The sequence below is a fragment of the Bacteroides nordii genome (assembly GCF_019930665.1).
Classification (GTDB): domain Bacteria; phylum Bacteroidota; class Bacteroidia; order Bacteroidales; family Bacteroidaceae; genus Bacteroides; species Bacteroides nordii.
This window is the reverse complement of sequence record NZ_CP082886.1, coordinates 2,332,569-2,354,814: the sequence shown is the minus strand read 5'-3', so window position 1 is coordinate 2,354,814 and position 22,246 is coordinate 2,332,569. Positions and strand designations below refer to the sequence as shown.

The window sequence follows — 22,246 nt, the reverse complement described above, 5'->3', positions numbered from 1 at the left end:
AATGTAAAATTTATAAAGAATTTATGTTTTTCAGGTATGGGCATAAAAAAAGGAGCAACGCCTTGCTCCAACCTTTGTTAACCTTAAATCTAATACTATGAAAAACACATTACAAAGGTACGGCCTTTTTGCACATTTGCAAATTAACCAAGAAAAATCTTCTGTTATATAACATGTTTTAATAATTAAATCGTCTATTTTTCTTCTCTTTCACATAATTTTCTTCATTTTCCATCGTCCGGCGTATCTCCCCGTGCGGGAAGCACCTCCCAGTATTTATCGCAAATATCCAGGTAGCTTTGTTTGGGTTCTTCTCCCATAGACAAGGCATATATTTTTGTTTGGTTCTCTTTTATATGTCGGATGTGGACTGATAATTCTTTATCTATTGGCATCATCTCAAAGTCGGATATCATCACCATATCTGCCTCCTGATATCCTTGTGTTTCAATCATCCGGATCGTATGAGCTATGGCAGGAGCAAGATCTGTACCTCCGTGAAAAGATTGGCACAGGAAATCTACCAGACGATCGAAACTGCTTCCTAAGTCAGTTATTTCGATACATTCCACATCGTCAGAGAAGATTATGATATAGCATTTGCGATGTTGTTTTTCCGTTAGTTCGGCTATAGCGAGCAGAGCCGATTTGGCCAGTTTCTCTCTTTTCCCTGCCATTGATCCGGAGGTGTCAATACAGACAATAAATGGACCTTCAGCTTCCTCGGAAACCTGGTTACCCGGCATCTTTTTATCATCCATGGCCCGTAGCTCACGTGAGGCATAATCAATCATTTGAAGCTTTTTCTCGGCATATCGTTCAAAGAAAACAGGTTGCAGGGCTTTTTCTGCCAGATAACAATATTCAATTGGTAACAGACTGTTCAGATCATTGCCTTCACAAATACCGGTAATGTCACTCCGGGTCGAGTGAGTGATGATCTGTTCTTTATGGATTCCGGCTGTCATCTTAAAACGTTTCTGTATACCTTGATGCCGTTTGTCTAATTTCTCAATTAACTCTTGTATGGCAGGAGTTTTTTTGATTGTCTCATCATATCCAGTATCTGTTCCGCTATTTGTTTATGGTTTCGGAGCAACCATACCAACCGGGAACCTCCCCGGACAGGCAGATTCTTAGAGAGCGATAATTGCAGGCGGTAAAACTCTTCGCACAGGCGGTTGATATGCTCCATCTGGTAATTGAACTCATTGTTGGACAACAATTGATGCCATTTGTCGAAGAAAAGTATTCGCAATGCTTTCCACTCTTTAGAACGGGGTTTGAGGGCATGAAATCGTTCCAGATAGTATTTCACATTGAGATCTACCAGATTATACTTCATAGAAAGTGGATAAGCGCTATTCTCCAGAAAACGTAGAAACTTTGTATCTGAAGCTTCATCCGTTTCATGAAAATACTCCCACTGACTGGCATACCTTGAATAAAATTCTTGCAGAGAGGGCAGGGTATGACGAAAGTATTGCCGGATGTCGGTTTCCAGTTCTTCGGGCTTGACGATGAGGTTGTGCAACTGCTCATCATATACCTCGTAGGCAATATCCTGCAAACGGTCATAATACCTGTCTTGCAGTTCTTTCAGCCTAATAGTCCCTGTTCTCTTGTTCATGGGCATGAGCAATGATTCGCAACTCGTTCCGATAATTTTCAATGATATGGGCTGTACCATTCAGGATTCGTTTCAGATCCCCTTTTTGTTTGGCGTTCAGAAAGAGGTGTTCCTTGGCATATTCGTTTTCCCGTTCAGATAGTTTTTTAAATTCTGTTTCCATGTTATGCAGTAAATCTATTACCTCTTGTAACCGGAACTCAAAGGGGGTACTCGCATCTTCATTCTGTTCGGGTAATGGAGCACAATCGTCATAGCAGAGTAGCGGATACTCCTGGTTATTGACAAACACGGAACGGTTTCCTTTTCGCAGGGAATAAATATCTTTCTGAGCGATACTGCGGTTTTTTACAAAATCATATACCTTCAGTACTTTGTTTACCGGACGGAATTTATCCTGCTGGATATAAAACAGGCGGTTGCTGTCTTTCTTCAGATTCTGATAGTCGGACGCAAACATAAGCAGGTTTCCGGCAATGCGATATCCTTCGATGCGATGATAGAAAGTATCTACCACCTGAATAGCAGGGTCGCTGATTTCCCGCAGACTGTGTTCTGCTTTCATATCTTCTTTGAGTGCATCCAGTTTTTGTTCCAGCTGTTTTTCGTCTAACAGATAGGTGTTGATACTATCAGTGATGGCCCGCTGTACAATATCTTCGGCAATGGGAAATTGGCTTACCTCGTCCCAGATGCAATAGGGGATCAGCAGGCAATCGGCAAAGCAGACTGCTGATGATTCGTTCAGATAGGCCGAAGTGCGTAGCAACCCAACCATTTTTTTCCAGCGGCGGTCTGATATATAAATAGGAGGAAGATTCGCCTCCCGTTGTGTATTATATTGTTCTACGGTTCGTTTGATGGTATGTATTAGTTCAAAGAAGGTATAATGTAATGTTACTTTTTCCGCTTCCTCCTGCAGGGCTGAGTATTCTTTAGGACTGATTGTCAGTTTCTCCGGAATGCAAGGTTCGGTGTCCCGTGTAGAAGCAATCATGCGATCAAAAGCAAATTCCTGTTCAATACAGCCCACGAACTGCCGGATCAGAAAGCGGTCATAGAGAGCTTCCAGTCCTTCTCCTTTGGCAGGTAATTCGTTAGAAGCCGCAATCAATACTTTCAGGGGGACTTTTACTGTGAACTGCCCGTTACGGTATATCTTTTCATTGATAACAGTCAGCAAAGAGTTCTGAATTGCCGGACCGGCTTTCCATATTTCATCCAGAAAGACTACCGAGGCCGTAGGCAGATATCCCTCCGTGATTCGTTCATAAGTGTCTTCATCTTTCAGCTTAGAGATGGAAACCGGACCGAATATCTCATCCGGTGTGCTAAACCTGGACATCAGATACTCAAATGCACTGTTTTCTTTGAATGCATATTTAAGTCTTCGGGCTACCAAGCTCTTGGCAACTCCCGGAGGACCTAACAGAAAGATACTTTCTCCGGCAATGGCTGCCAGAAGGGAAAGGGCTATGGTGTGTTCTTTCTCAAACACGCCTTCGTTGAGGGCATTGAGAAGCTTAGTGATACGTGGTTTTATGGAGTTCATGCTTTTTCAATTAAAATGCAAAAATACGAATAAACTTAAATTATCTCATCCAAAAGGTGTATATTCGCAATATCAAATTCATATAAGAAGAGTAGGTTATGAAATCAACAGTAAGAATCACTGTGCCTTATGCTGTGGCAAACTATGTAGAAATGCGCGAACGTGGATTTTACTATGTGGACAAGACAATGTTTATTCCCGATCTGGAACTATATAAAGCTCCTGTCTTTTTGCGTCCGCGCCGTTTCGGAAAGAGCTTGTTAGTGTCTATGTTGGCCGCTTACTATGATTTGAATATGGCAGATCGTTTTACAGAATTGTTTGGAGACACATACGTTGGAAGTAATCCTACAAAAGAGCATAATAAATATCTCGTGCTTCGTTTCGACTTCTCTAAAATGGTAGTAACCGATACACTGGAAGGGTTACAAAAGAACTTTAATGATTTGAATTGCGGAGTCATCTATGATATGGTGAAAGCCGATGCCAGGTATGCACGTTTATTCCCGGATTTTGAATTTAGTGATAAAACCGATGTCACAAAGATGTTGGAGGATATGTTGCGTTACGTATCGTCCCATAATCTTCCTCCGGTATATCTTCTTATTGATGAATATGACAATTTTACCAACCAGTTGTTGACTGCTTACAAAGATCCGCTCTATGAGCAAGTGACTACTGCCGACAGTTTCTTACGTACTTTCTTTAAAATAATAAAGGCAGGTATCGGTGAGGGAAGCATACGTACCTGTTTCTGTACAGGAGTACTTCCCGTCACAATGGACGATTTGACCAGTGGATACAACATTGCGGAGATCTTGACACTCGAACCTGACTTTCTAAATATGCTTGGCTTTACTCATGCAGAGGCAGAAGTGTACCTACGCTATGTACTCCGAAAATATTCCGGTAACGAAGAACAATTCGATGAAATATGGAAACTGATCGTGAGCAACTATGACGGTTACCGGTTTCAGCCTAATGCGGAGCCTTTGTTTAATTCTACCATACTGACTTACTTTCTTAAAAAGTTTGCTGTCAATGGTATTGTTCCCGATGAAATGATTGATGAGAATTTGCGTACAGACATCCATTGGATTCGTCGGCTTGCGTTGAGTCAGGAGAATGCCAAACAGTTGCTCAATACATTGGTGATGGAAGATGAAATAGCTTATGCACAGCCTGATTTACGAAGCAAGTTCAATAAGCAGAAGTTTTTCGACAAGAATTTCTATCCTGTCTCCTTGTTTTATTTGGGCATGACGACATTGAAGAATTCCTTCCGAATGACGTTGCCCAACCTGACCATGCGTAGCATTTATATGGATTATTATAACCAGTTGAATGACATTGATAACTTTGCAAACCGCTACGTTCCTGCCTTTGAACAATTTACTCACGACCGGCGTATGGAAGGTATTTTCCATAACTACTACGATCAATACCTTGGGCAGTTTCCCGCACAGGTATTCGATAAGATGAATGAGAATTTCATTCGTTGTTCGTTCTTTGAACTGTGTTCGCGTTATCTGAGCCAATGCTACACCTTTGCATTAGAACAGAACCATCCTGCCGGACGTTCGGATTTTGAGATGACAGGAATTCCCGGAACGGAATATTATAAGGATCACCGGATTGTAGAGTTCAAGTATTTCAAAGCAAGCGAAGCAAAGAAAGTACTGGCACTCAATGCTCCACGTCGCGAAGATGTGGAACAGGTGAAGCAATATGCGAAAACAATTTGCGTACAATTCCCATACTATAATATACAAATGTATGTGGTGTATGTGGCTGCTAATAAAGGATACAAATTCTTTGAAGTATAAACATACTAAACAAGCATTGTAAAAATACGTACTTTATGGGTGTAAAAGTACGTATTTAAGTCACTATTAATTACCTATTTAACGCATACTTAAAATAGTACTTTTGTATGCAATAAATATCTATATTGAAATGCTTGATTTCTAATAAGATACCTGCCTGATATATCGTTTTTCTGCTCTTACTACTCTATTACTTCATCCATCGAAAACGTTTTAGTGCCTATTTTAGTAACTATAAAAAATATCGTAGTAATAATCCCTTGTTTTCATTTTATCCATCTGATTGAACGTAATGCGTATATAATTTTTGCATGATACACACTAATATAGCATGTATAATCACGCTTTTTGACTCTTTATGTGTATTTTGCTTTTATCGTATTTTGTTATATCTTTTATTTATCATACCTTTATCGCATCTTTAATGTTTGTATATAGTTTTAAATAAAAGTAAACTAATTGTTCTTGTCTCTAAAATCGCCAAATTGAATGAGACTGCACAAGGACAATTTTTAGGCAGCATGTATTTTCTTCTGAATGAATGTGATGATGATTTTCATGCTGCTTTCTTATTTTTTTAGATAAAACAAAGAATTTATTTGTATAATTCTTTTTTTTATTTAATTTTGCGAGCATAGACAAACAAGTTTGAAGGAACTTGTTTTTGTAATAAAAATATTAGTTAACGAGCGTAAGCTGATTCTTGTCTCTAAAATCGCCAAATTGAATGAGACTGCACAAGAAAATAGTAACGGTTGTTTAGCTTGTATTATTATAACCTGTATCTATCTTACCTTTCTTTTTCTATTGAGAATGAAGGGTAACTATGGCTCTTCTTATAATATAACGAAGCGTAGACAAAGTTGTTCATTTGTGCAGTGGGTGTTTGGCGATACCTGGAGACGAATGACGATTGGGTCTGCGCTTTTCGTGTTTTGATTAATCAATATTAAGAAAAAAAGAGTGATGTTTCAATGAAATATCAGATGTTTAATTATTTTATTTGGTCGATAAAAATAATATAATATGAGAACATTAATAAAAAAGATTTCTCACAATAGCTATGGGATACGTACCAAGTGGGTTTTTGAAAATTTGAGAATAATACAGAAACAAAGGTTACTTTTTCCATCCTTTAGTCATTAATAAATATAATAATTAAATAGTGAGTCCGTGGAGTGAAAGATTTATCTATATACAAGACTCTTCATCGGAAACAAAATAATCAAAGTTATGGCAGATATATTTGAAGCTAATAGATTGGTTGGTGATGCTGTTAATCCTTATCAGCAAACATATGCTGATACATGTGCAATTAAGTCACAACAGATTATATTAAATGAATTTGGTATTCCAGCTACGGAAGACCAATTGGTGCAGTATTCTTATGAAAAAGGATGGTATCATGGTGATGGATCAGGTACAACGTTTCAAGATATAGGAAATCTCCTTGAGGATGCCAATATTTCTTGTACTCGTCAGGCAGATGCCAATGTGTTTAATCTTGTTAGTGAGCTTGCACAAGGGCATAAGGTCATTGTTGGCGTTGACTCAGGAGAACTCTGGGGAAATAAATTTAGTGCGTGGTATAATGACTTTTTTAATGGAGATACACCAGACCATGCACTTATTGTTAGTGGAATTGACACGTCTGATCCTAATAATATACAGGTAATTGTTACAGACCCAGGAAGTGGAGATTATCATAAAACATATCCTTTAGATCAATTTATGGATGCATGGTCAGATGCCAATTGCTATATGGTGTCTACAGATGTTGCTGTGCCTGATGTAATTAATGGAATGCAAAACTTTAATTACGATACAGGGCATATCGATTCTGTGGCAGGTATGGGCTATACTGATTTTCAAATATTCAATGACTTGAGTTATGGTTTACCTGTATATGGTCTGAATGGTATGGGTACTTATGACTTTCCTGTGTCTTCTCTAATGGATGCATATTGGGGCGTAGCTAACAATGATATTATGTTTGGCGACATATTCTCTGGCTATGCTTTTAATGACTATTTGGATATAGATTTAGCCACTCAGATGATGCATAATACATATGAAATGGGATTTAGCCAAATTGATTATGATTCATATTGTATGACTGATCCGGGAATGTGTCTTATGGTAGGATCAGATATGACTTTCATTGATCCGATTAGTAATGGAGATTATAATGAATTTTTGAGTGACTCTATTGATTATTTCAATAGTATTGGTGACTATAACTCAGCAGTATATTGTCAGCAACAGCAAATGATGCTGGATTTCTGTGATACTCACGATATGGATTTCTATTCAACTTTTATGTCTTAATGTTATGAATAAGCAGATCAACGATAAGATTACTCGCTTTAATGCTTTATTAAAGAAAGTTGCACCTGTTCTTAAGAATCATCATAAAGAAAGTGACCTTGAGCATTTATCGAAATTGATGGCTCAAGTAACTTCGGATTCTGTATCCGCATTGGTTTGTGGTGAATTTAAGAGAGGTAAATCTTCATTTATCAATGCCTTTTTGGAAGAAGATTTATGTCCTACGGATGCAGGTATTGCAACTGCCGTGGTATCTATTATCAGATATCGAAAGGAGCGTAAGGTGACTAGATATTATGGTGATATCAACAATTTGCAATCTGAAGAGATTTCATTTGATAATATCGAAAAATATGCAAAGGGAACATCTCTGGAGATAGAGAATACCATAATGTTGATTATAGAGATTCCATCTCCGAAATTGGAGGATGGACTATCTCTTATAGATACTCCGGGAGTTGGCGGGCTTGATCCTCGACATTTATTCTTGACATTATATATGTTACCCAAAGCTGATATTACATTTTTTGTTGCTGATGCAGGTGAGCCTCTTTCATCTACAGAACTTGACTTTTATAAAGAAAAGATTGTTCCGCATTCAAAACGTTGTAAGATCATTTTAAATAAGAGTGATTTGAAAACGAAAGATGAATTAGAACAGTTAATCACGGATATAAAGAATAAAGTTTCTCAGTATTGTGGTATTTCAGTACAAGGTGTAGATGTAATTCCAGTTTCATCTGCCCATTGGAATATGTACAACCAATCCAAAAGTGAGAAGATGAAAGTATCTTCAAACTGCGAAATAGTAGATTCCATTTTAGAAAACGCTGTTCCTGAGTATAAGAATTTTATTCTGGAAAGCGTTAAGCAAAATCTAATCAATTCATTGTTTGGCATAAAAGAGATATTAGCATACCAATTTACGCAACTAAAAGAACCAGATGAAGAAGAACAAGAGTTATTCAAGAAACGATTAATGGAGCTGAAGCAGATGAAGGATAATGTATTAAACCCTTCATCCGAAATCAGAAAAAAGATAACTCATATTATTAAGAACTCTCAGACAAAGGTTATCAACGAGCTTACCAAACAAAGTATTCTTTTTTCTACTGAGTGTCTTGGTGCTATTCTTAAGCGTCCAGAGGCTAAAAGCGAGAATGGAGGTGATTGGGTACTTCAGCAAATCAATTTAGGATTGGAATCTATTGCAGCAGAAGTGGATTTGAGGATTGAATCAGGATTTAATGAAGTAAACGAACTGTTAGGTGAAGAGATTCTTATTTCAGAAGGTGGTTTTACAGGACGAATTAATGTGGATCTGACGCCTGCCGAGAAGAGTATTGCAGATAAAGCATGTAATATGACAAGACAAGCACTTCCTGGTCTGGGTGTTGCAGGCTTAGCCGCGGGAGTTCTTTCCATATTCTGTGGCCCTATAATATATGGATTAGGAGGATTAGCAGCAGCGGCAGCTTATGTGTATAAGTCAAGTAAGGATACTAATACAGCAAATCGTATTTATGAACTTAAATCAAAATTGGGTCCTCAGATTACTATTGGCATGAACGATCTGAAGACATATGTCCAGCAGCGCTATGATGAATTCAATGAAGCCATTATAGAAAGCATAGAATGTATGACCAATGAAATTGTTACTGAAATGCAGGATGTAATGGATGTTATTAAGAGCATTGAAAATGATAAGAAAGAGGTTGCGAAGCAATTAGAAGTGATTGAAGGGCAAGTACAGTTTGTTGATACTTATATAAAACAAACCGAATTATTGCTCACTAATCCGTTTGAGAAATAAGATTTATGATTGATATTAGTGTTGCAGATAAGCTGAAAAAGTGTTTGCAGGAATGTTTGCAGATTCTTGTAGACAACAAAGTTTCAATGTCTCTTGTATCGGATAAAATACAAGAGGCATTAGAACGTTTATCTCAACCTATGCAGTTGGCAATAATAGGAAAGATTAGTAGTTCAAAATCCACTCTTGTAAATGCTATCTTAGGTAAGGACGAGGTGGTAAGGACAGGTCAGATGGAAGAGACCTTTAATGTTAGTTGGCTCAAATATGGAGATTCCAATGCTGATGTAAAGGTTGTATTCAAGAATGGCGAAGTAAAGTATGTTCCATATGATAATTGGGATTTCTGGGCTTCTCATCAACATGAAAATGTGCTGAAGGAACAGGTGAAATATATCGAGGTTTTTTTTGATGATAGTATTTTAAAGAAAATAAACATCATTGATACTCCAGGATTAGATGCTTTATCTGAAATTGATTCTAAAAACACCATTGCGTTTCTGAAAGAGGTAAAGCCTGATGCTGTGATAATGCTATTTACCAAAAGCATTGCAGAATCAACTTTCACTATTTTGCAAGATTTCCAAAATTCCGGAACAGATGCGTTCTCGTTAACTCCATTAAATGCTATAGGCGTATTAGCTAAAGTTGATACAATGTGGTCTTCAATGGTACCTCAAAAAAGAATAATAGACGATGCTAAGCGTGTTATTCAAAATACATTATATGATAAGTATCCCGAAGTTAAGCGGGCATTATTTTCGATTTTGCCAGTATCATCATTATTAGGATTAGCTTCATCTACAATAACAGAAGAAGATTATGAATGTGTAAGATGCTTATCAATGACAGAACCGGGTGTTTTATATGAAATGCTATCATCTCCGGATTTGTTTGTTGATAAAGATTATAACGTTAATCTCCCTGTTGAAAGAAGGTTGACGTTATATCGAAAGTTTGGTTTGTATGGTATTTATATATTAATTGATGCTGTTTGGAATAATCCAACTTGTACACTTGATTTATTAAAAGTGGAGTTAAGGGAAAAGAGTGGATTTGAAAAACTGTTGTCAACCATTATTGCGCATTTTGGAGATCGTGCAGCTTTGGTAAAAAGCCAAAGCACGATCGTATCTGTAATAGATGTTTGCAAGCAAGCCATATCATTTTGCAATGATATTTTAGAACTTAAAGTAATAGAAGAAATTAATAGGAAAATAGTTACTGCATTATTGTCTATTCATGAGTTTCAAGAATGGCGCTACTTATCTGAAATATATGAGAATCAGAATTCATATGATGAAACTGAGATAAATGAGTTTATGGCTTTGTGTGGGGAATTTGGTAATTCGGTCATAGAAAGACTGCAATTGCCTTCAGAGGCAAGTGTTAATGAAATGATTGAAAAGGTCAAGAACAGAGCCTTGTATTGGCGGAAACGCTATAATATATACTCTGATATAGAGCCTCATAAAGCAGCCTTTTATAAAGTGATGTCATCTTCATATAATATACTTCAACAACGTATAGAAGATACATATATGGAGATGAAGAGTGCTGAGAATACATTAAATAATGCGAGAATGTTTTTTCTTGGGGGTAAAACAAAATTTACTAATGAAATTGTATGAATTGGGTATCAATAGATTTTGGAACGAGTTATTCATCTGCATCCGTTCTGGTAGATGGAAAACCTGTAAAAGTCCGTCCTTTAGGTGGGCTTTACGATATGTATGGCTTTCCTTCTGTCGCATACGTGGATGAATCAGGTAAAATTAGAGTCTGTAATGACGCGTTACCTTGGCGTTGCCAGTCTCCTGAGTGTTTTATCAAGAATTTCAAGTTGGATATTCATGAGAATAAGATAGCACATCTTGATGCAGCATATAAAGATATTGTTGGAGAGATTTTGGTTACAATAAAAAAATCCGCTGAATATGCTATTGGTGGAGAAGCAATAACTGCTGCTGTTATAACTATTCCAACATCATATTCAGCTGTTGATCCAAGAGTTGATGTAATGCGTGAAGCTACTCAATATGCAGGGTTTGAGAAGGTCGAATTCTTGAGAGAGTCAGAAGCGGCAGCAATCTATTATAATAGTATACAACGGCAACAACAAGATAGTTTAACTCTTGTTTATGATTTAGGTGGAGGCACTTTTGATCCGGCTTTGATACAACATTGCTCAAACGGATATAAAATCCTTGGGCATGTTGCAGGAATAGAATGCGGAGGTAAATATTTTGATGCTATTTTGTATAAGCATTTCAATACATCTAAAACTATTGAGTATAGTAATGATGATCAATTACGGGTGCTTCAGATAGACACTTTGAGCAGGATGTGTCGGAAAATTAAAGAAGCTTTATCTGAAAATGACTCTGTTTCGTATCCAATTCCGATTCTAAAAGGACAAACTTTTGATATTACACAAAAAGAGTTTGAGACTTTAATTACACCATTACTGGAAAAAACCTTTCAGGAGTGTCAAGTCTTGATTCGCTCTGTTAGAAAACAATGGTCAGACATAAATAGAATACTTCTTATCGGAGGCTCTTGTGTAATTCCTTGTGTAAAGAAGCTATTTGAGCGATATCTTATGGGTCAAAATGTAGAGGTGCCTATTATTCAGAATAAATCTGAAGAAGGGATTTTAATAGATTCCCTATTTGCTGTAAGTTTGGGTGGCATAATTTACATTACGAATAAGAACACGAAAGCCTGCCATCAAGATGATGTGAATAACGGTCTGTTTGAACAAGGTTTGGTTTATTACCAAGGAACATCAGTGGCTAAAAATTGGTTGAAAGGTGCATACTATTTTTACAAAGATTATATTCAAACAGAGCGAGAAGATTCTTATAACTATTTGCTTCAAATATATCAGATACTTGTTGATCGACTGCAAATTGATAATGGTAATTTAGTATTCCAGCCTGTAATGGATGTTATTGGGGAAGATGCTGTCGACATGTTGGTTGAACTGTTAATTTGTGTACAAGAGAAGTTGGATTCTGAAGGATATGAAAGGTTTACACAACAGATATTTGATCTCTCTTATTGGGCACAAATAACCAATTCAATAGTAGAAAATAGTACATCGGATGAAAGATTAGAATAACTATGGTATTCATAATATAAAACATTTTAATATGAACAAGATTTTTATTCCAAAAGGAAGATTGGCAGAAGATGATGCCGAGTTGAAGGCTAAGCGTGAGGCTTTGAAGAAGAAGTTGCTTGAAGGTGGTAAAATAACCCTCAAGAATAATGGCTCTGTAACAGATGATAAGGGTACAGACTCTACTATCAGTATCCCCAAAGGAAAGTTGGCAGAGGATGATGCCGCTTTGAAAGCAAAACGTGAGGCTTTGAAAAAAAAGTTGCTTGAAGGTGGTAAAATAACCCTCAAGAATAATGGTTCTGTAACAGATGATAAGGGTACAGACTCTACTATTAGTATTCCAAAGGGAAAGTTGGCAGTAAATCAGTGGTATGAAAGAGATCCTGAACTGCTTGAGATGGAGAAAATAGCAATGGCTAAAGCATTTCCTCATTTTAAACTTGACAAACTTGATGATGGCCGTTTGTTTTGGATTGGAGAATTGATTCCAGGTATCTATGAAACAAAATTTAACGAGCGCCTTACATATACCGTTATGGCTGTCTATAATAACAACCATCCTCAGCAGGTAATGGGATCTTCAGTTCGTGTATATCCGGTTTTACCAGATGTGGATGATTTGATCAACAAATGTGGATTCAGACCTTTCCATCTTTTGAGAGATTCATCTGAAAATCTTTACCTCTGTACAAATGAAGCTGATAATGTTTCAACAGGTTCTACGGTTACTAGTGCGGCTTCTGTGCTTGGCTGGTCTGTGAAATGGCTTATGTCTTATGAGTTAGTTCTTACAGGTGACCTTTCTAAAGAAACGTTTAACAGGCATGGTGGTATTTAGTCTATGAGTAATAAATGTCAAATGGTGGTTTTCTCTAATAAGGCATACAATGCTGTTATTAGAGAAAGCTTCGACAAAGATCCTGTCGAGACTGGCGGTATCTTATTAGGACATACCCTTGATAATGGAGTATGGATTGTTATGGAGGTTTTGCCTCCTGGCATAAGATGTATATTTGAAATTGCATATTTTGAGTACGATGATGCCTTTGTCAATTATTTGGCTCAGTCAGTTGCAAATCAGTATAAAATACCTCTGGAATTACTTGGACTATGGCATAGACACCCAGGTTCAATGGATGTATTTTCATCAACTGATGATGGTACAAATACAACTTTTGCACAACAAAATCCCAGTGGTGTAATATCAGGGTTGGTTAATATTGATCCGAAATTTAGATTAACCATGTATCATATGGATAATCCAAGAAATGTGGTACGTCAACATAACCGGCCTAATTATGAGCGTGTAGAAATTGAAGTTGGTGATGACATTATTCCAGAGGAATATTTTCAATTGAAATATTATGATGGAGAAGATAGTAATCTTAACCCTTTTGTTGAACGTTCTCATACGAGAATGTCTCGTAGTGTGAGAACGGATGGAACAGGACAACGACATGCAAATGAGGAACCTCTTGATATTTGTAACACTATAGAAGATAATCTAAACCGGGAGAATAGCAACAGTTTTGAACCTCAGAATGAAAATCCCTCATGGATAAATGATTACAAGAAAATTTGGGAGATTCTAAAAAAAAACAAGATTGTGAACCTAATAGCTTTGATCTTGGTGATTGCCTCTATATTTTCTATCAAAACGGTGATTGACTATGGAAAATCAGCGACAGAAACTGTAATTTCATGGTTTGATGACGATGACGAGAAAGAACCTATAATTTCAGCTACCGAATTGACTTTGAATGTTGGTGATAGTGAAATATTAGAAGCTGGGAATGTAATGAATAAACGAAAAGTTACATGGAGGTCATCTGAAGAGGAAGTTGCGACTGTAAATGAAAAAGGAAAAGTAACTGCTAAAAAAGAAGGAATAGCCAAAGTTATTCTTTTAGTTGATAACAAAGAAATCGGAAAATGTAACGTTGAAGTCAAGGTGAAAAATGAAAATTCGAATTTATCTCTTCTTACTTTATCTGAAACTAAAAGACAATTACGGGTTGGACAAACTTTCACATTAGTAGTTAATGGAACAGAAGGAAATTCAGAGATTAATTGGTCTTCGGATAATAGCGATGTTGCAACCGTCGATGATAAAGGGGGGGTAACTGCTGTTAAAGAAGGTACGACAAATATTGTGGCGACTATCGCTGGGCAAAGTTATGATTGTGTACTAACAGTTGAACCGCAAGATAAAGAGGTGACAGGAAATAATGATGTCACAATTAAAATTAAATCTTGGAAAAATACAGGTACAGGAAGTATTCCGATAACAAAAAAGGATTATTGTGTTCTATTAGAAAAAAGCGGACCGGTAGTTGATGAGCTTATATGTTTCAGCTCAGAAGATTCATCTATAGCTACTATTAATTCTAGTTCGGGTCAAGTTACACCGGTATCTGTTGGAGTTGTTAAAATTATTGTATCATATAATGATCAAGAACAGGATACATTATTGTTAACTATAAATCAAAACTAATATGATTGACGCAAATAAATTTATGAAAGGGAAACGCCGTATACCTACTGTATGTTTCCCGAATAACATTGCTCATGATAATTTATCCTTGTGGGGATATTATCATGAGGAAAGTAATTACTACAATGTAATTGATGTTCAAGAACCATCTGCAGATATGGGAGGGACTAAACCTATATTGTTAGGACACTTTTATACAGAAAAGCCTGAACAGCCTAATACGGAAGATAAACTTATTGGATATTATGAAGACGAGAAAATTGTTTTTAAGACAGCCGAAGATACATTATGTGAACTTACACCCGTAGAACTTAAAATAGACATTTTCTCTCGTAATACCGGTATTCTGGAATCCGATATAATGTTGAAGAAGGGGGCCGTTATCATCGGTTGCGGATCTGTCGGTAGTTTGGTTGCAATGGAGTTGGCTCGTGCCGGTGTTGGAAGATTCTTCTTGATTGATATGGATGTTATGGGCTATCATAATATTTGCCGTCACCAATGCGGAATGCAGGATGTTGGTAAATATAAGGTTCTTGCTGTAAAAGAACGCATTTTGCAAATCAACCCGAATGCACAAGTGATGACATCTACAAAGATGATTCAGGAAGTTGCTTTGGATGTAATAGAGCCATTTTGTGGACCAGATACAATTATCGTTGGTTGCGCAGACAATCGCGAAGGTGACTTATATGCGGATTCTATGCTCGCGAAACCATACAAGATGCCTTTTGTCTCTATCGGTTTCTGGGAAAGAGCATTTGCTGGTGAGATTTTCTATTGCTTGCCGGAGGGTATGCCTGCCTATTCCGATTTTGTTGCTGCATTGGGAGATACATCGGGGCGTGTGAATGCAAATACTCATTTGTATATGGGTGAAGTAGGCTCATTTGAACCGGGCATATCAGCTGACATCAATTTCGTAACAACAGTAGGTGTTAAGATGATTCTTGACCTTTTAAATAGAGATAATGAGAATTATACTCAACGGTTAATTTATCATCTTTCTCAGTATACCTTAATATGTAATACGAACAATCCTAAGATTGGTGGTGAGATGGCTGAGATATTCTCTCATCCATTGCAAGTGACTACAAGCATAGAAGTTGAATATGCAAATCCGGCTCAATAATATATGGATCGTTACCATATTCGTATAGACGGAGAACAATCCACCGATTCCTACACATACCAGGAATTGGTGGATATGGGGTTATTCGAGTTGGACGCAAATGATTTAGATGGTATTGAGGTTAAAAAGATAACAAAACCAAACTTTACCCCTCTTAGATCATATTGTTTTTCGGAAAAGCAGAAAACAGAAGGTTCATATTATGTAGATGAATTTGGCCAGATACATAGAAGAACTACGAGGGAGAACAATAACCTTGATGATGCATACGTGGATGAGTTTGGTCAGATTGTGAGACCGAATAGTAATATTGGTGGCTCATCTTCCGGTACCTCAAGTTCTTATTCTACAAATAGTAGTGCAAGCACTACATCATCGTCAAGTTCGAGCAATTCGTCTAATAGTGATGGTTGGACAATGTTCAGGAGAATTATTGGAACGATAATAGTAATAGGTTTTGTAATCGCTATTGTGGCGTGGACAAATGGATATGGTACCCCGATAGTTTATGGTGGTTATTTGTTGCTTAAGAAAATATGGGATTGGGATTAATTTGAAAAATATGGAATATAAATTTTATGTAAAGATGGATGGGGAAACTTATGGTCCCTATTCAGCAAAAGAGGTTAGAGATCTTCAACTAATGGATGATATCCTGGTAACAGAAGAGAGTATGGATGAATGGTTGCCGGCTAACCATTTCGATTTTGATGATATGGTACAAAAAGAGCTTGGAGCTTCAGTCAATGAGGATGGTACTATCAACAGACCTCGCTATGATACTCCTATGACTCCTGTAACACCTGCTGCTCCACCGAAGCATCAGGTTCAACCTCAATATAACTCAACATATACAAATGGAATACCTGATGAAATAAAAGGCTGGAACTGGGGCGCATTCTTCTTTAATTGGATTTGGGGCGTATGCAATGGAGTGTATTGGCCATTGGTACTTATTATTGTAAATTTTATTCCTTACGTAGGTGCATTAATATCATTAGGAGGATGTATAGCATTAGGTATTAATGGTAACGAATGGGCATGGAAAGCAAAATCATGGTCTAGTGTGTCTGAATTTAAAAGAGTTCAGCATAAATGGGCCATTGCGATTTTGTGGGTACTCGGCATATCATTTGGATTAGGAATTTTAATAGGAATTGCAAGTTCAATGTAACAAAATGAATAAGGACTATAAAATATCTAACGATGGAACCATCTTTGAGATCCGTGAAGATGGTTCTATATCTAAAATAGCGAGAATTGATGATAAGGGAAATATCACAGGGCTCTCTGGAAGTGTAAACCGGCAACAAGGAGGTAAAGGCAAATACTGGTTCTTTATCATCTTTCTTCTTGCTACGATAGCAATATTAGGTGTATTATATCTACGAATATCTGACAATTTGGATTATTACATAGGAAGATATTATGATGTAGACAAGGAACTTTCAGAAGCAAACTCTTTAATTAATGATGTGTCGGAAGCATATCCTATGATTATTACTGATATTGAAATAGGTAATACGTCTAAAGGAGGAGATGTTCAAACTGGTTACGGTGAGCGGATATATGATTATAATACAATGTATCTAAAACCACGAATTTCCTATGTCGGTTTGAAGTCTGGGACAAAGACTTTAAAAGTAAAATGGTATACGCCAAGTGGCTCTATTAGTAGAGGAGACTCATCTCCCGCAGGATTTTCACAATCGGATGACGAATACATAAGTGGAGGAGATGATGTACTATTTCTTAGTGGTTGGGGGAATGAATATAAAGGTAATTGGAGTAGTGGTACTTACAGAATAGAGATTTGGTATGAGAATACTTGTCTCAAAGCCAAAACTTTCAAAATATATTAATACTGATTGTTGGAAATGGATAAAACATATCGCATATCAAATGATGGGACTATCTTTGAAATAAAAGATGATGGTTCTATTGCAAAATTGGCAAAGATAGATGACCAAGGATATATCAGTACTTTGTCTGGAACGATTATGTCCGCTAATGGAGGAAGTAAAGGGAGATATTGGTTCTTCATTATAATATTTGCGATAGTAGCGATTGTATTAGGCTTCTTATATATAGATGCTGGTGATAATTATTCTCGTGCAAACCGTGAGCGAGATGAATATAGAAGTAAATACGAGAATGCATCCTCTGCCACATCATCACTTCGCAGTGAAATTAGTAGTTTGAAACAAGAACGAGATAATGCTAAATCTGAGCTTTCCAGTTTTAAAAGTAAAGTTAGTAATACTTATCCATTGATTATAACTGATATTGAAATCGCAAATGTTACAGATGATGGAGATATACATACAAACTACGGGAATTCTTTGTATGGTAATAGTACAATGTATCTTCAACCACGTATTAAATATGTAGGACTTACATCTGGTGATAAAATCTTGAAAGTTAAATGGTATAATCCTGATGGTTCTATTCGTAGAGGTACATCATCGCCATTTGGATTTTCTCAATCACAATCTGTATACATATATAGTGGAGAGAATAATTCCTACACTCTTTCAGGATGGGGATATTCCAGCAAAGGTTATTGGAGAAGTGGAACATATCGTATTGAAATCTGGTACGATAATTCATGCTTAAAATCTAAAACATTCACAATATATTAGTATGTATAAGTTTTATCAGAAAATGAATAGGGATACATTTATATAGTATTTGCTTGTGGATCTTTTTTTATTGACAAATTGAGGGGATAAATTTAATGATTTTCCGATTACGTATTTTGCCGGACGGTCTTTGATTTATGTATTATAGGTGATTATCCTTATTCTTGAGATAATATTATAGATATCCATGTCTAAATGATTTAATAAAAGATAGAATAGATGGAACAGTATGAAATAATGAAAGAGGATACAATTCTTGGGCCATTTAACATAAATGAGATAGCAGAATTCGTTCATTCGGGACTAATTTTGAAGAGAGATTATGCTTATAACGTTGAGTATCCTGACAGTTTTAGAACTATCGAGTTTTTCTTGCAAAGACATGGCAAGAAGGTGTCTGTAGAACATAAAGGCAATGTGTTTTCACAGATTAAGGAGATTGGCCGGGAATTGATTCTGCCCTCTACTATTTTCACAAAAGAGCCATGGAAAAAGAATAAACAACTTTTTACCTTATCTTTGGTGGGACTTACTTTATCGGGGATAATTGTTATTGCGCCGTTCCTTAATGCATATATTCTATTTTATTGCATATCGCTATATTTCTCAATTATATGGGGATTGTTCTTCTATTATCTGTTCAGAACAGAACAAGTGAAACTTAAAACAACAATTTTCCTGTTTTTTGCAACTCAGATTTTAACGACTGTCGTATTCTTTATTTTGAATATTGGAGAGTTGAATCCATTTAAGGGACTATACGATACGGGAAGTGTAATACTATCATTGGTCTCTTGCATATTAGGGATTGGTGTAGTAGAAGAATTTGTAAAAGTGATGCCTGTATTCTTGATCTTGTATTTTTCGAAGAATGTAATAAAACCGCAAACGGCTGTATTTTATGGATTAATGTCCGGTATTGCATTTGGGGTATACGAAGGCATAAATTATCAGCTCGGTCCTAATTTTCAGATACTCTTAGAAAATGGTATTGCAGATGGATATGTTTTCTCATACCTGTCCAATATCGCACGATTGACCAGTTTACCTTTCCTTCATGCAATATGGTGTGGTATAGCATCATACTTCGTTGCGTTTGCTTTCCTTTATCCTAGATTTAGGATTGCTCTTTATTTATTGGCAATATTAGTACCAGCTACAATTCATGGATTGTATGATTATTTATGCTTTAATGTACCATTTGCTCTTGCTACGGTTCCTGTAGTTCTAATAGGTGTAGTACTACTGATGGTATATTTAAATATTCGATATAATTTTCATTCAAGATTGGCAGATTAAAACCTAACTGAAAAATTAGAGATGGTTGATCTGATTGCTTTTAGATAGAAAAGTATAATTTTTTAGATGACTTCAGTAAGCAAGTGTACCCTACTAATTACTCAAAAGCACGAAATGATATCTGATATGGCGGTATCGACTGAGAGACGAAAGTTTTACATATTGGCAACTTTAATGCTCTTTTTGTCTGTGTTGTTACACGCACAAACAAAAAGAGCATTGGTAATTGGTTTGGGACAGCAGGAAGATACGAGTTGGGGAAAAATAAATGGTGATAAAGACGTACCGTTGGTAAAGGATATATTAACGAAAGCCGGATATAAGAGCATATCTACGTTAGTAAATGACAAAGCAACGAAGGCTGGGATAACGACAGCTTTTGGATTATTGGCACAACAATGTAGGACCGGTGACGTTGTGTATATTCATTTCTCCGGACATGGTCAGCAAATGACAGACAGGGAGGGCGATGAAAGAGATGGATGGGATGAGTGTTGGATACCTTACGATGCATATAGGAGTTATTGCAGTAAGGATAGAGGTGAAAAGCACCTGGCAGATGATGAGATAAACGTATTACTGACAGACATACGTAAAAAGATAGGCAATGCAGGGAAGATGCTTATAGTAGTAGATGCCTGTCATAGCGGGGATTCGTCGCGAGGGAATGATGATGATGAAATAGTCAGAGGTGTGTATGATAGGTTTGAAATACCAATGAAAAAGAAACCAGATGCGATAGCTCCGGCAGCAGAGCAGTGGATAACGCTCAGTGCGTGTAAGAGTTATCAGTTGAATAGTGAGATGAGAAATCCTGCGGTGGGAAAACTTACTTATGGTTTATACTGCATATTGGCAAGTGATATGCCTAAAAATAATGGAGACTTGCAAAAGAAATTGATCGGTTTTATGATAGAAAATCAAGGCAGATTGCCTCAGACTCCGATGATGACAGGCGAAATCAGAAAATATGACATAACTGATATATTAAAATAGTAATGGCGAAAAACATAGATTTCAAACCCTTGAAATATGCAGATGCTGTATATGTGGAGGGTGTGTACAAACGTAATCCTATGCTGGAACGTGCGTTGTACAATTATTGCAAACAGTATTTTGACGAAAATTACCGAGGGGTATTCTTTGTGGATGATACGTATAAAATGGAGATATTCCAAGAAGCATTTATTAAATTGTGGGAAAACATTGAGAGTAAGAAAATCTATGCAGAGGACGGGGTACTGAAAGGAAAAGACAGAAACCCTTTCACAAGCTCATTGACCACCTATTTCATGGGTATAGCACGATTGAAATATCTTGAGTGGGTACGTGAAAAGATGCATGTATTCAATTCGGAAGATATAGAAAAAAATGGAAATAAGCTTAAAACAAAGGACGATGAATGTTATCTTGATATGCTATATGACAAAAGTGACAACACTATGCTGGATATTATCGCTGATTGTATCGCCCACATGTCAGAACGTTGTAGTCAGATATTGACCATGTTCTACTATCAGGAAAAGAATCTTGATGCCATTCTCATGGAATTACAGGACACATATACGAGTAAAGATGCGCTGAAGACAGAGAAGTATAAGTGCATGGAGAAATTGCGCAAATCGGCAACTGAAATATATAACAAATACCTTCACGAATAAAAAGATCAAAGACATGAAGATAGAAAATCAAGATAATATAGATCGATATGTACTTGGCGAAATGTCCGTTGAAGAACGTGCCGGTTTTGAAAGGCAAGTTGCGCAGGATGCCAAACTTCAAGAGCAGTTGGAATTTACGCAGCATGTAAATACTGCCATAAAAAGTAGAAATGAGAAATTGGAAAAGATGGAGGCATGGGACGATGATTATATTCCGGTATCGGTACGAGCGTGTTCTGCTAAGCCACAAAAAGGTAGGAAATTATTCCTTTGGTTTTCAAGTATCGCGGGTATTGCTGTTCTGCTTGTGTTCGGATATTTCCTTTGGGCTCCAATAGGATCGTCGTCCGGTGATATCTATAAAGTTCCGCAAATGTCGGTGGACAACTACCGTGGCAATAATAGTTTGCAACAAATAGCCGGGCTTATCAATCAAAAAGATTATGAAGATGCATTGGCGGCAATAGAGGTAGAAGAAAAGTCTTTGAGTGTGAGAGAGGAAGAGTTATCGGACTCTGTTTCATTAGACGCAATGAGTGAGGAAGAAACTGAGGCATTAAGTTACGAGAAAAATCTGTTGGCAAGCATGAAGTATGACCTAAATTGGCTGAAAGCAAATGCTTTGCTCGGTGTTGGACGAAAGAAAGAAGCGATTGTTTTACTTGAAGAACTCAAGACAGAGGAAGGTGAATACCGGGCGCAGGCAGACTCGTTGTATAATGTATTGAAGAGATAAAAACAA

General features: G+C 36.8%; 17 protein-coding genes and 1 pseudogene. 16 read left to right on the top strand and 2 right to left on the bottom strand.

From position 1 onward, the window contains the following. Positions 1-224: 224 nt before the first annotated feature. Together K8P02_RS09335 and K8P02_RS09330 are read right to left on the bottom strand one after the other, a co-directional pair. Positions 225-1,630, bottom strand: a pseudogene (locus K8P02_RS09335) (VWA domain-containing protein). After that, entirely contained in the window at positions 1,605-3,182 is a 1,578-nt protein-coding gene (locus K8P02_RS09330; RefSeq protein WP_025867238.1) for an AAA family ATPase, read from the bottom strand. The pseudogene K8P02_RS09335 and the gene K8P02_RS09330 overlap by 26 nt, the downstream one beginning before the upstream one ends. Positions 3,183-3,280: 98 nt before the next feature. Between K8P02_RS09330 and K8P02_RS09325 the strand changes: the two genes are divergently transcribed. The 16 genes from K8P02_RS09325 to K8P02_RS09250 all read left to right on the top strand — a co-directional run bounded on the left by K8P02_RS09325 (position 3,281) and on the right by K8P02_RS09250 (position 22,240). Next, positions 3,281-5,008, top strand: coding sequence for an ATP-binding protein (locus K8P02_RS09325; protein ID WP_025867239.1), 1,728 nt, complete (start codon positions 3,281-3,283; stop codon positions 5,006-5,008). Positions 5,009-6,241: 1,233 nt separating this feature from the next. Beyond that, the gene (locus K8P02_RS09320) at positions 6,242-7,336 is read left to right on the top strand and encodes a C39 family peptidase (RefSeq protein WP_025867241.1); all 1,095 of its coding nucleotides are present in this window, start codon (positions 6,242-6,244) and stop codon (positions 7,334-7,336) included. A 4-nt stretch (positions 7,337-7,340) separates the two neighbouring features. Then, on the top strand, positions 7,341-9,149 hold the full coding sequence (locus tag K8P02_RS09315; RefSeq protein WP_155921445.1) for a dynamin family protein: 1,809 nt from the start codon (positions 7,341-7,343) through the stop codon (positions 9,147-9,149). A 5-nt stretch (positions 9,150-9,154) separates the two neighbouring features. Then, the gene (locus K8P02_RS09310) at positions 9,155-10,780 is read left to right on the top strand and encodes a dynamin family protein (RefSeq protein WP_025867243.1); all 1,626 of its coding nucleotides are present in this window, start codon (positions 9,155-9,157) and stop codon (positions 10,778-10,780) included. Further along, positions 10,777-12,273 (top strand): Hsp70 family protein, encoded by a 1,497-nt coding sequence (locus K8P02_RS09305; protein ID WP_025867244.1) that lies wholly within the window; start codon positions 10,777-10,779, stop codon positions 12,271-12,273. Before K8P02_RS09310 ends, K8P02_RS09305 begins: the two co-directional genes overlap by 4 nt. 31 nt (positions 12,274-12,304) lie before the next feature. Next, positions 12,305-13,114 (top strand): hypothetical protein, encoded by an 810-nt coding sequence (locus K8P02_RS09300; RefSeq protein WP_195660079.1) that lies wholly within the window; start codon positions 12,305-12,307, stop codon positions 13,112-13,114. Between the two features lie 21 nt (positions 13,115-13,135). Next, a complete protein-coding gene (locus K8P02_RS09295) occupies positions 13,136-14,770 on the top strand; it encodes an Ig-like domain-containing protein (RefSeq protein ID WP_162173714.1) in 1,635 nt (544 codons plus the stop codon). 1 nt (position 14,771) lies between these two features. Then, positions 14,772-15,902: a HesA/MoeB/ThiF family protein gene (locus tag K8P02_RS09290; RefSeq protein WP_025867247.1), complete on the top strand. Its 1,131-nt coding sequence runs from the start codon at positions 14,772-14,774 to the stop codon at positions 15,900-15,902. Positions 15,903-15,905: 3 nt separating this feature from the next. Then, positions 15,906-16,454 carry a hypothetical protein gene (locus K8P02_RS09285; protein ID WP_025867248.1) on the top strand — a complete coding sequence of 183 codons (549 nt, stop codon included), beginning with the start codon at positions 15,906-15,908 and terminating at the stop codon, positions 16,452-16,454. Between the two features lie 34 nt (positions 16,455-16,488). Further along, positions 16,489-17,076: a GYF domain-containing protein gene (locus tag K8P02_RS09280; protein ID WP_155921446.1), complete on the top strand. Its 588-nt coding sequence runs from the start codon at positions 16,489-16,491 to the stop codon at positions 17,074-17,076. Positions 17,077-17,080: 4 nt separating this feature from the next. Next, positions 17,081-17,764 (top strand): hypothetical protein, encoded by a 684-nt coding sequence (locus tag K8P02_RS09275; RefSeq protein WP_025867250.1) that lies wholly within the window; start codon positions 17,081-17,083, stop codon positions 17,762-17,764. Between the two features lie 15 nt (positions 17,765-17,779). Beyond that, positions 17,780-18,544, top strand: a complete 765-nt coding sequence (locus K8P02_RS09270; protein WP_025867251.1) for a hypothetical protein — start codon at positions 17,780-17,782, stop codon at positions 18,542-18,544. Between the two features lie 219 nt (positions 18,545-18,763). Beyond that, positions 18,764-19,843 carry a PrsW family glutamic-type intramembrane protease gene (locus K8P02_RS09265; protein ID WP_025867252.1) on the top strand — a complete coding sequence of 360 codons (1,080 nt, stop codon included), beginning with the start codon at positions 18,764-18,766 and terminating at the stop codon, positions 19,841-19,843. A gap of 126 nt (positions 19,844-19,969) precedes the next feature. Next, positions 19,970-20,839: a caspase family protein gene (locus K8P02_RS09260; protein ID WP_195660081.1), complete on the top strand. Its 870-nt coding sequence runs from the start codon at positions 19,970-19,972 to the stop codon at positions 20,837-20,839. A gap of 2 nt (positions 20,840-20,841) precedes the next feature. Then, positions 20,842-21,504 carry an RNA polymerase sigma factor gene (locus tag K8P02_RS09255; RefSeq protein WP_025867254.1) on the top strand — a complete coding sequence of 221 codons (663 nt, stop codon included), beginning with the start codon at positions 20,842-20,844 and terminating at the stop codon, positions 21,502-21,504. A gap of 13 nt (positions 21,505-21,517) precedes the next feature. Continuing rightward, complete coding sequence (locus tag K8P02_RS09250; RefSeq protein WP_025867255.1) at positions 21,518-22,240, top strand: hypothetical protein; 723 nt, start codon at positions 21,518-21,520, stop codon at positions 22,238-22,240. Positions 22,241-22,246 lie beyond the last annotated feature (6 nt).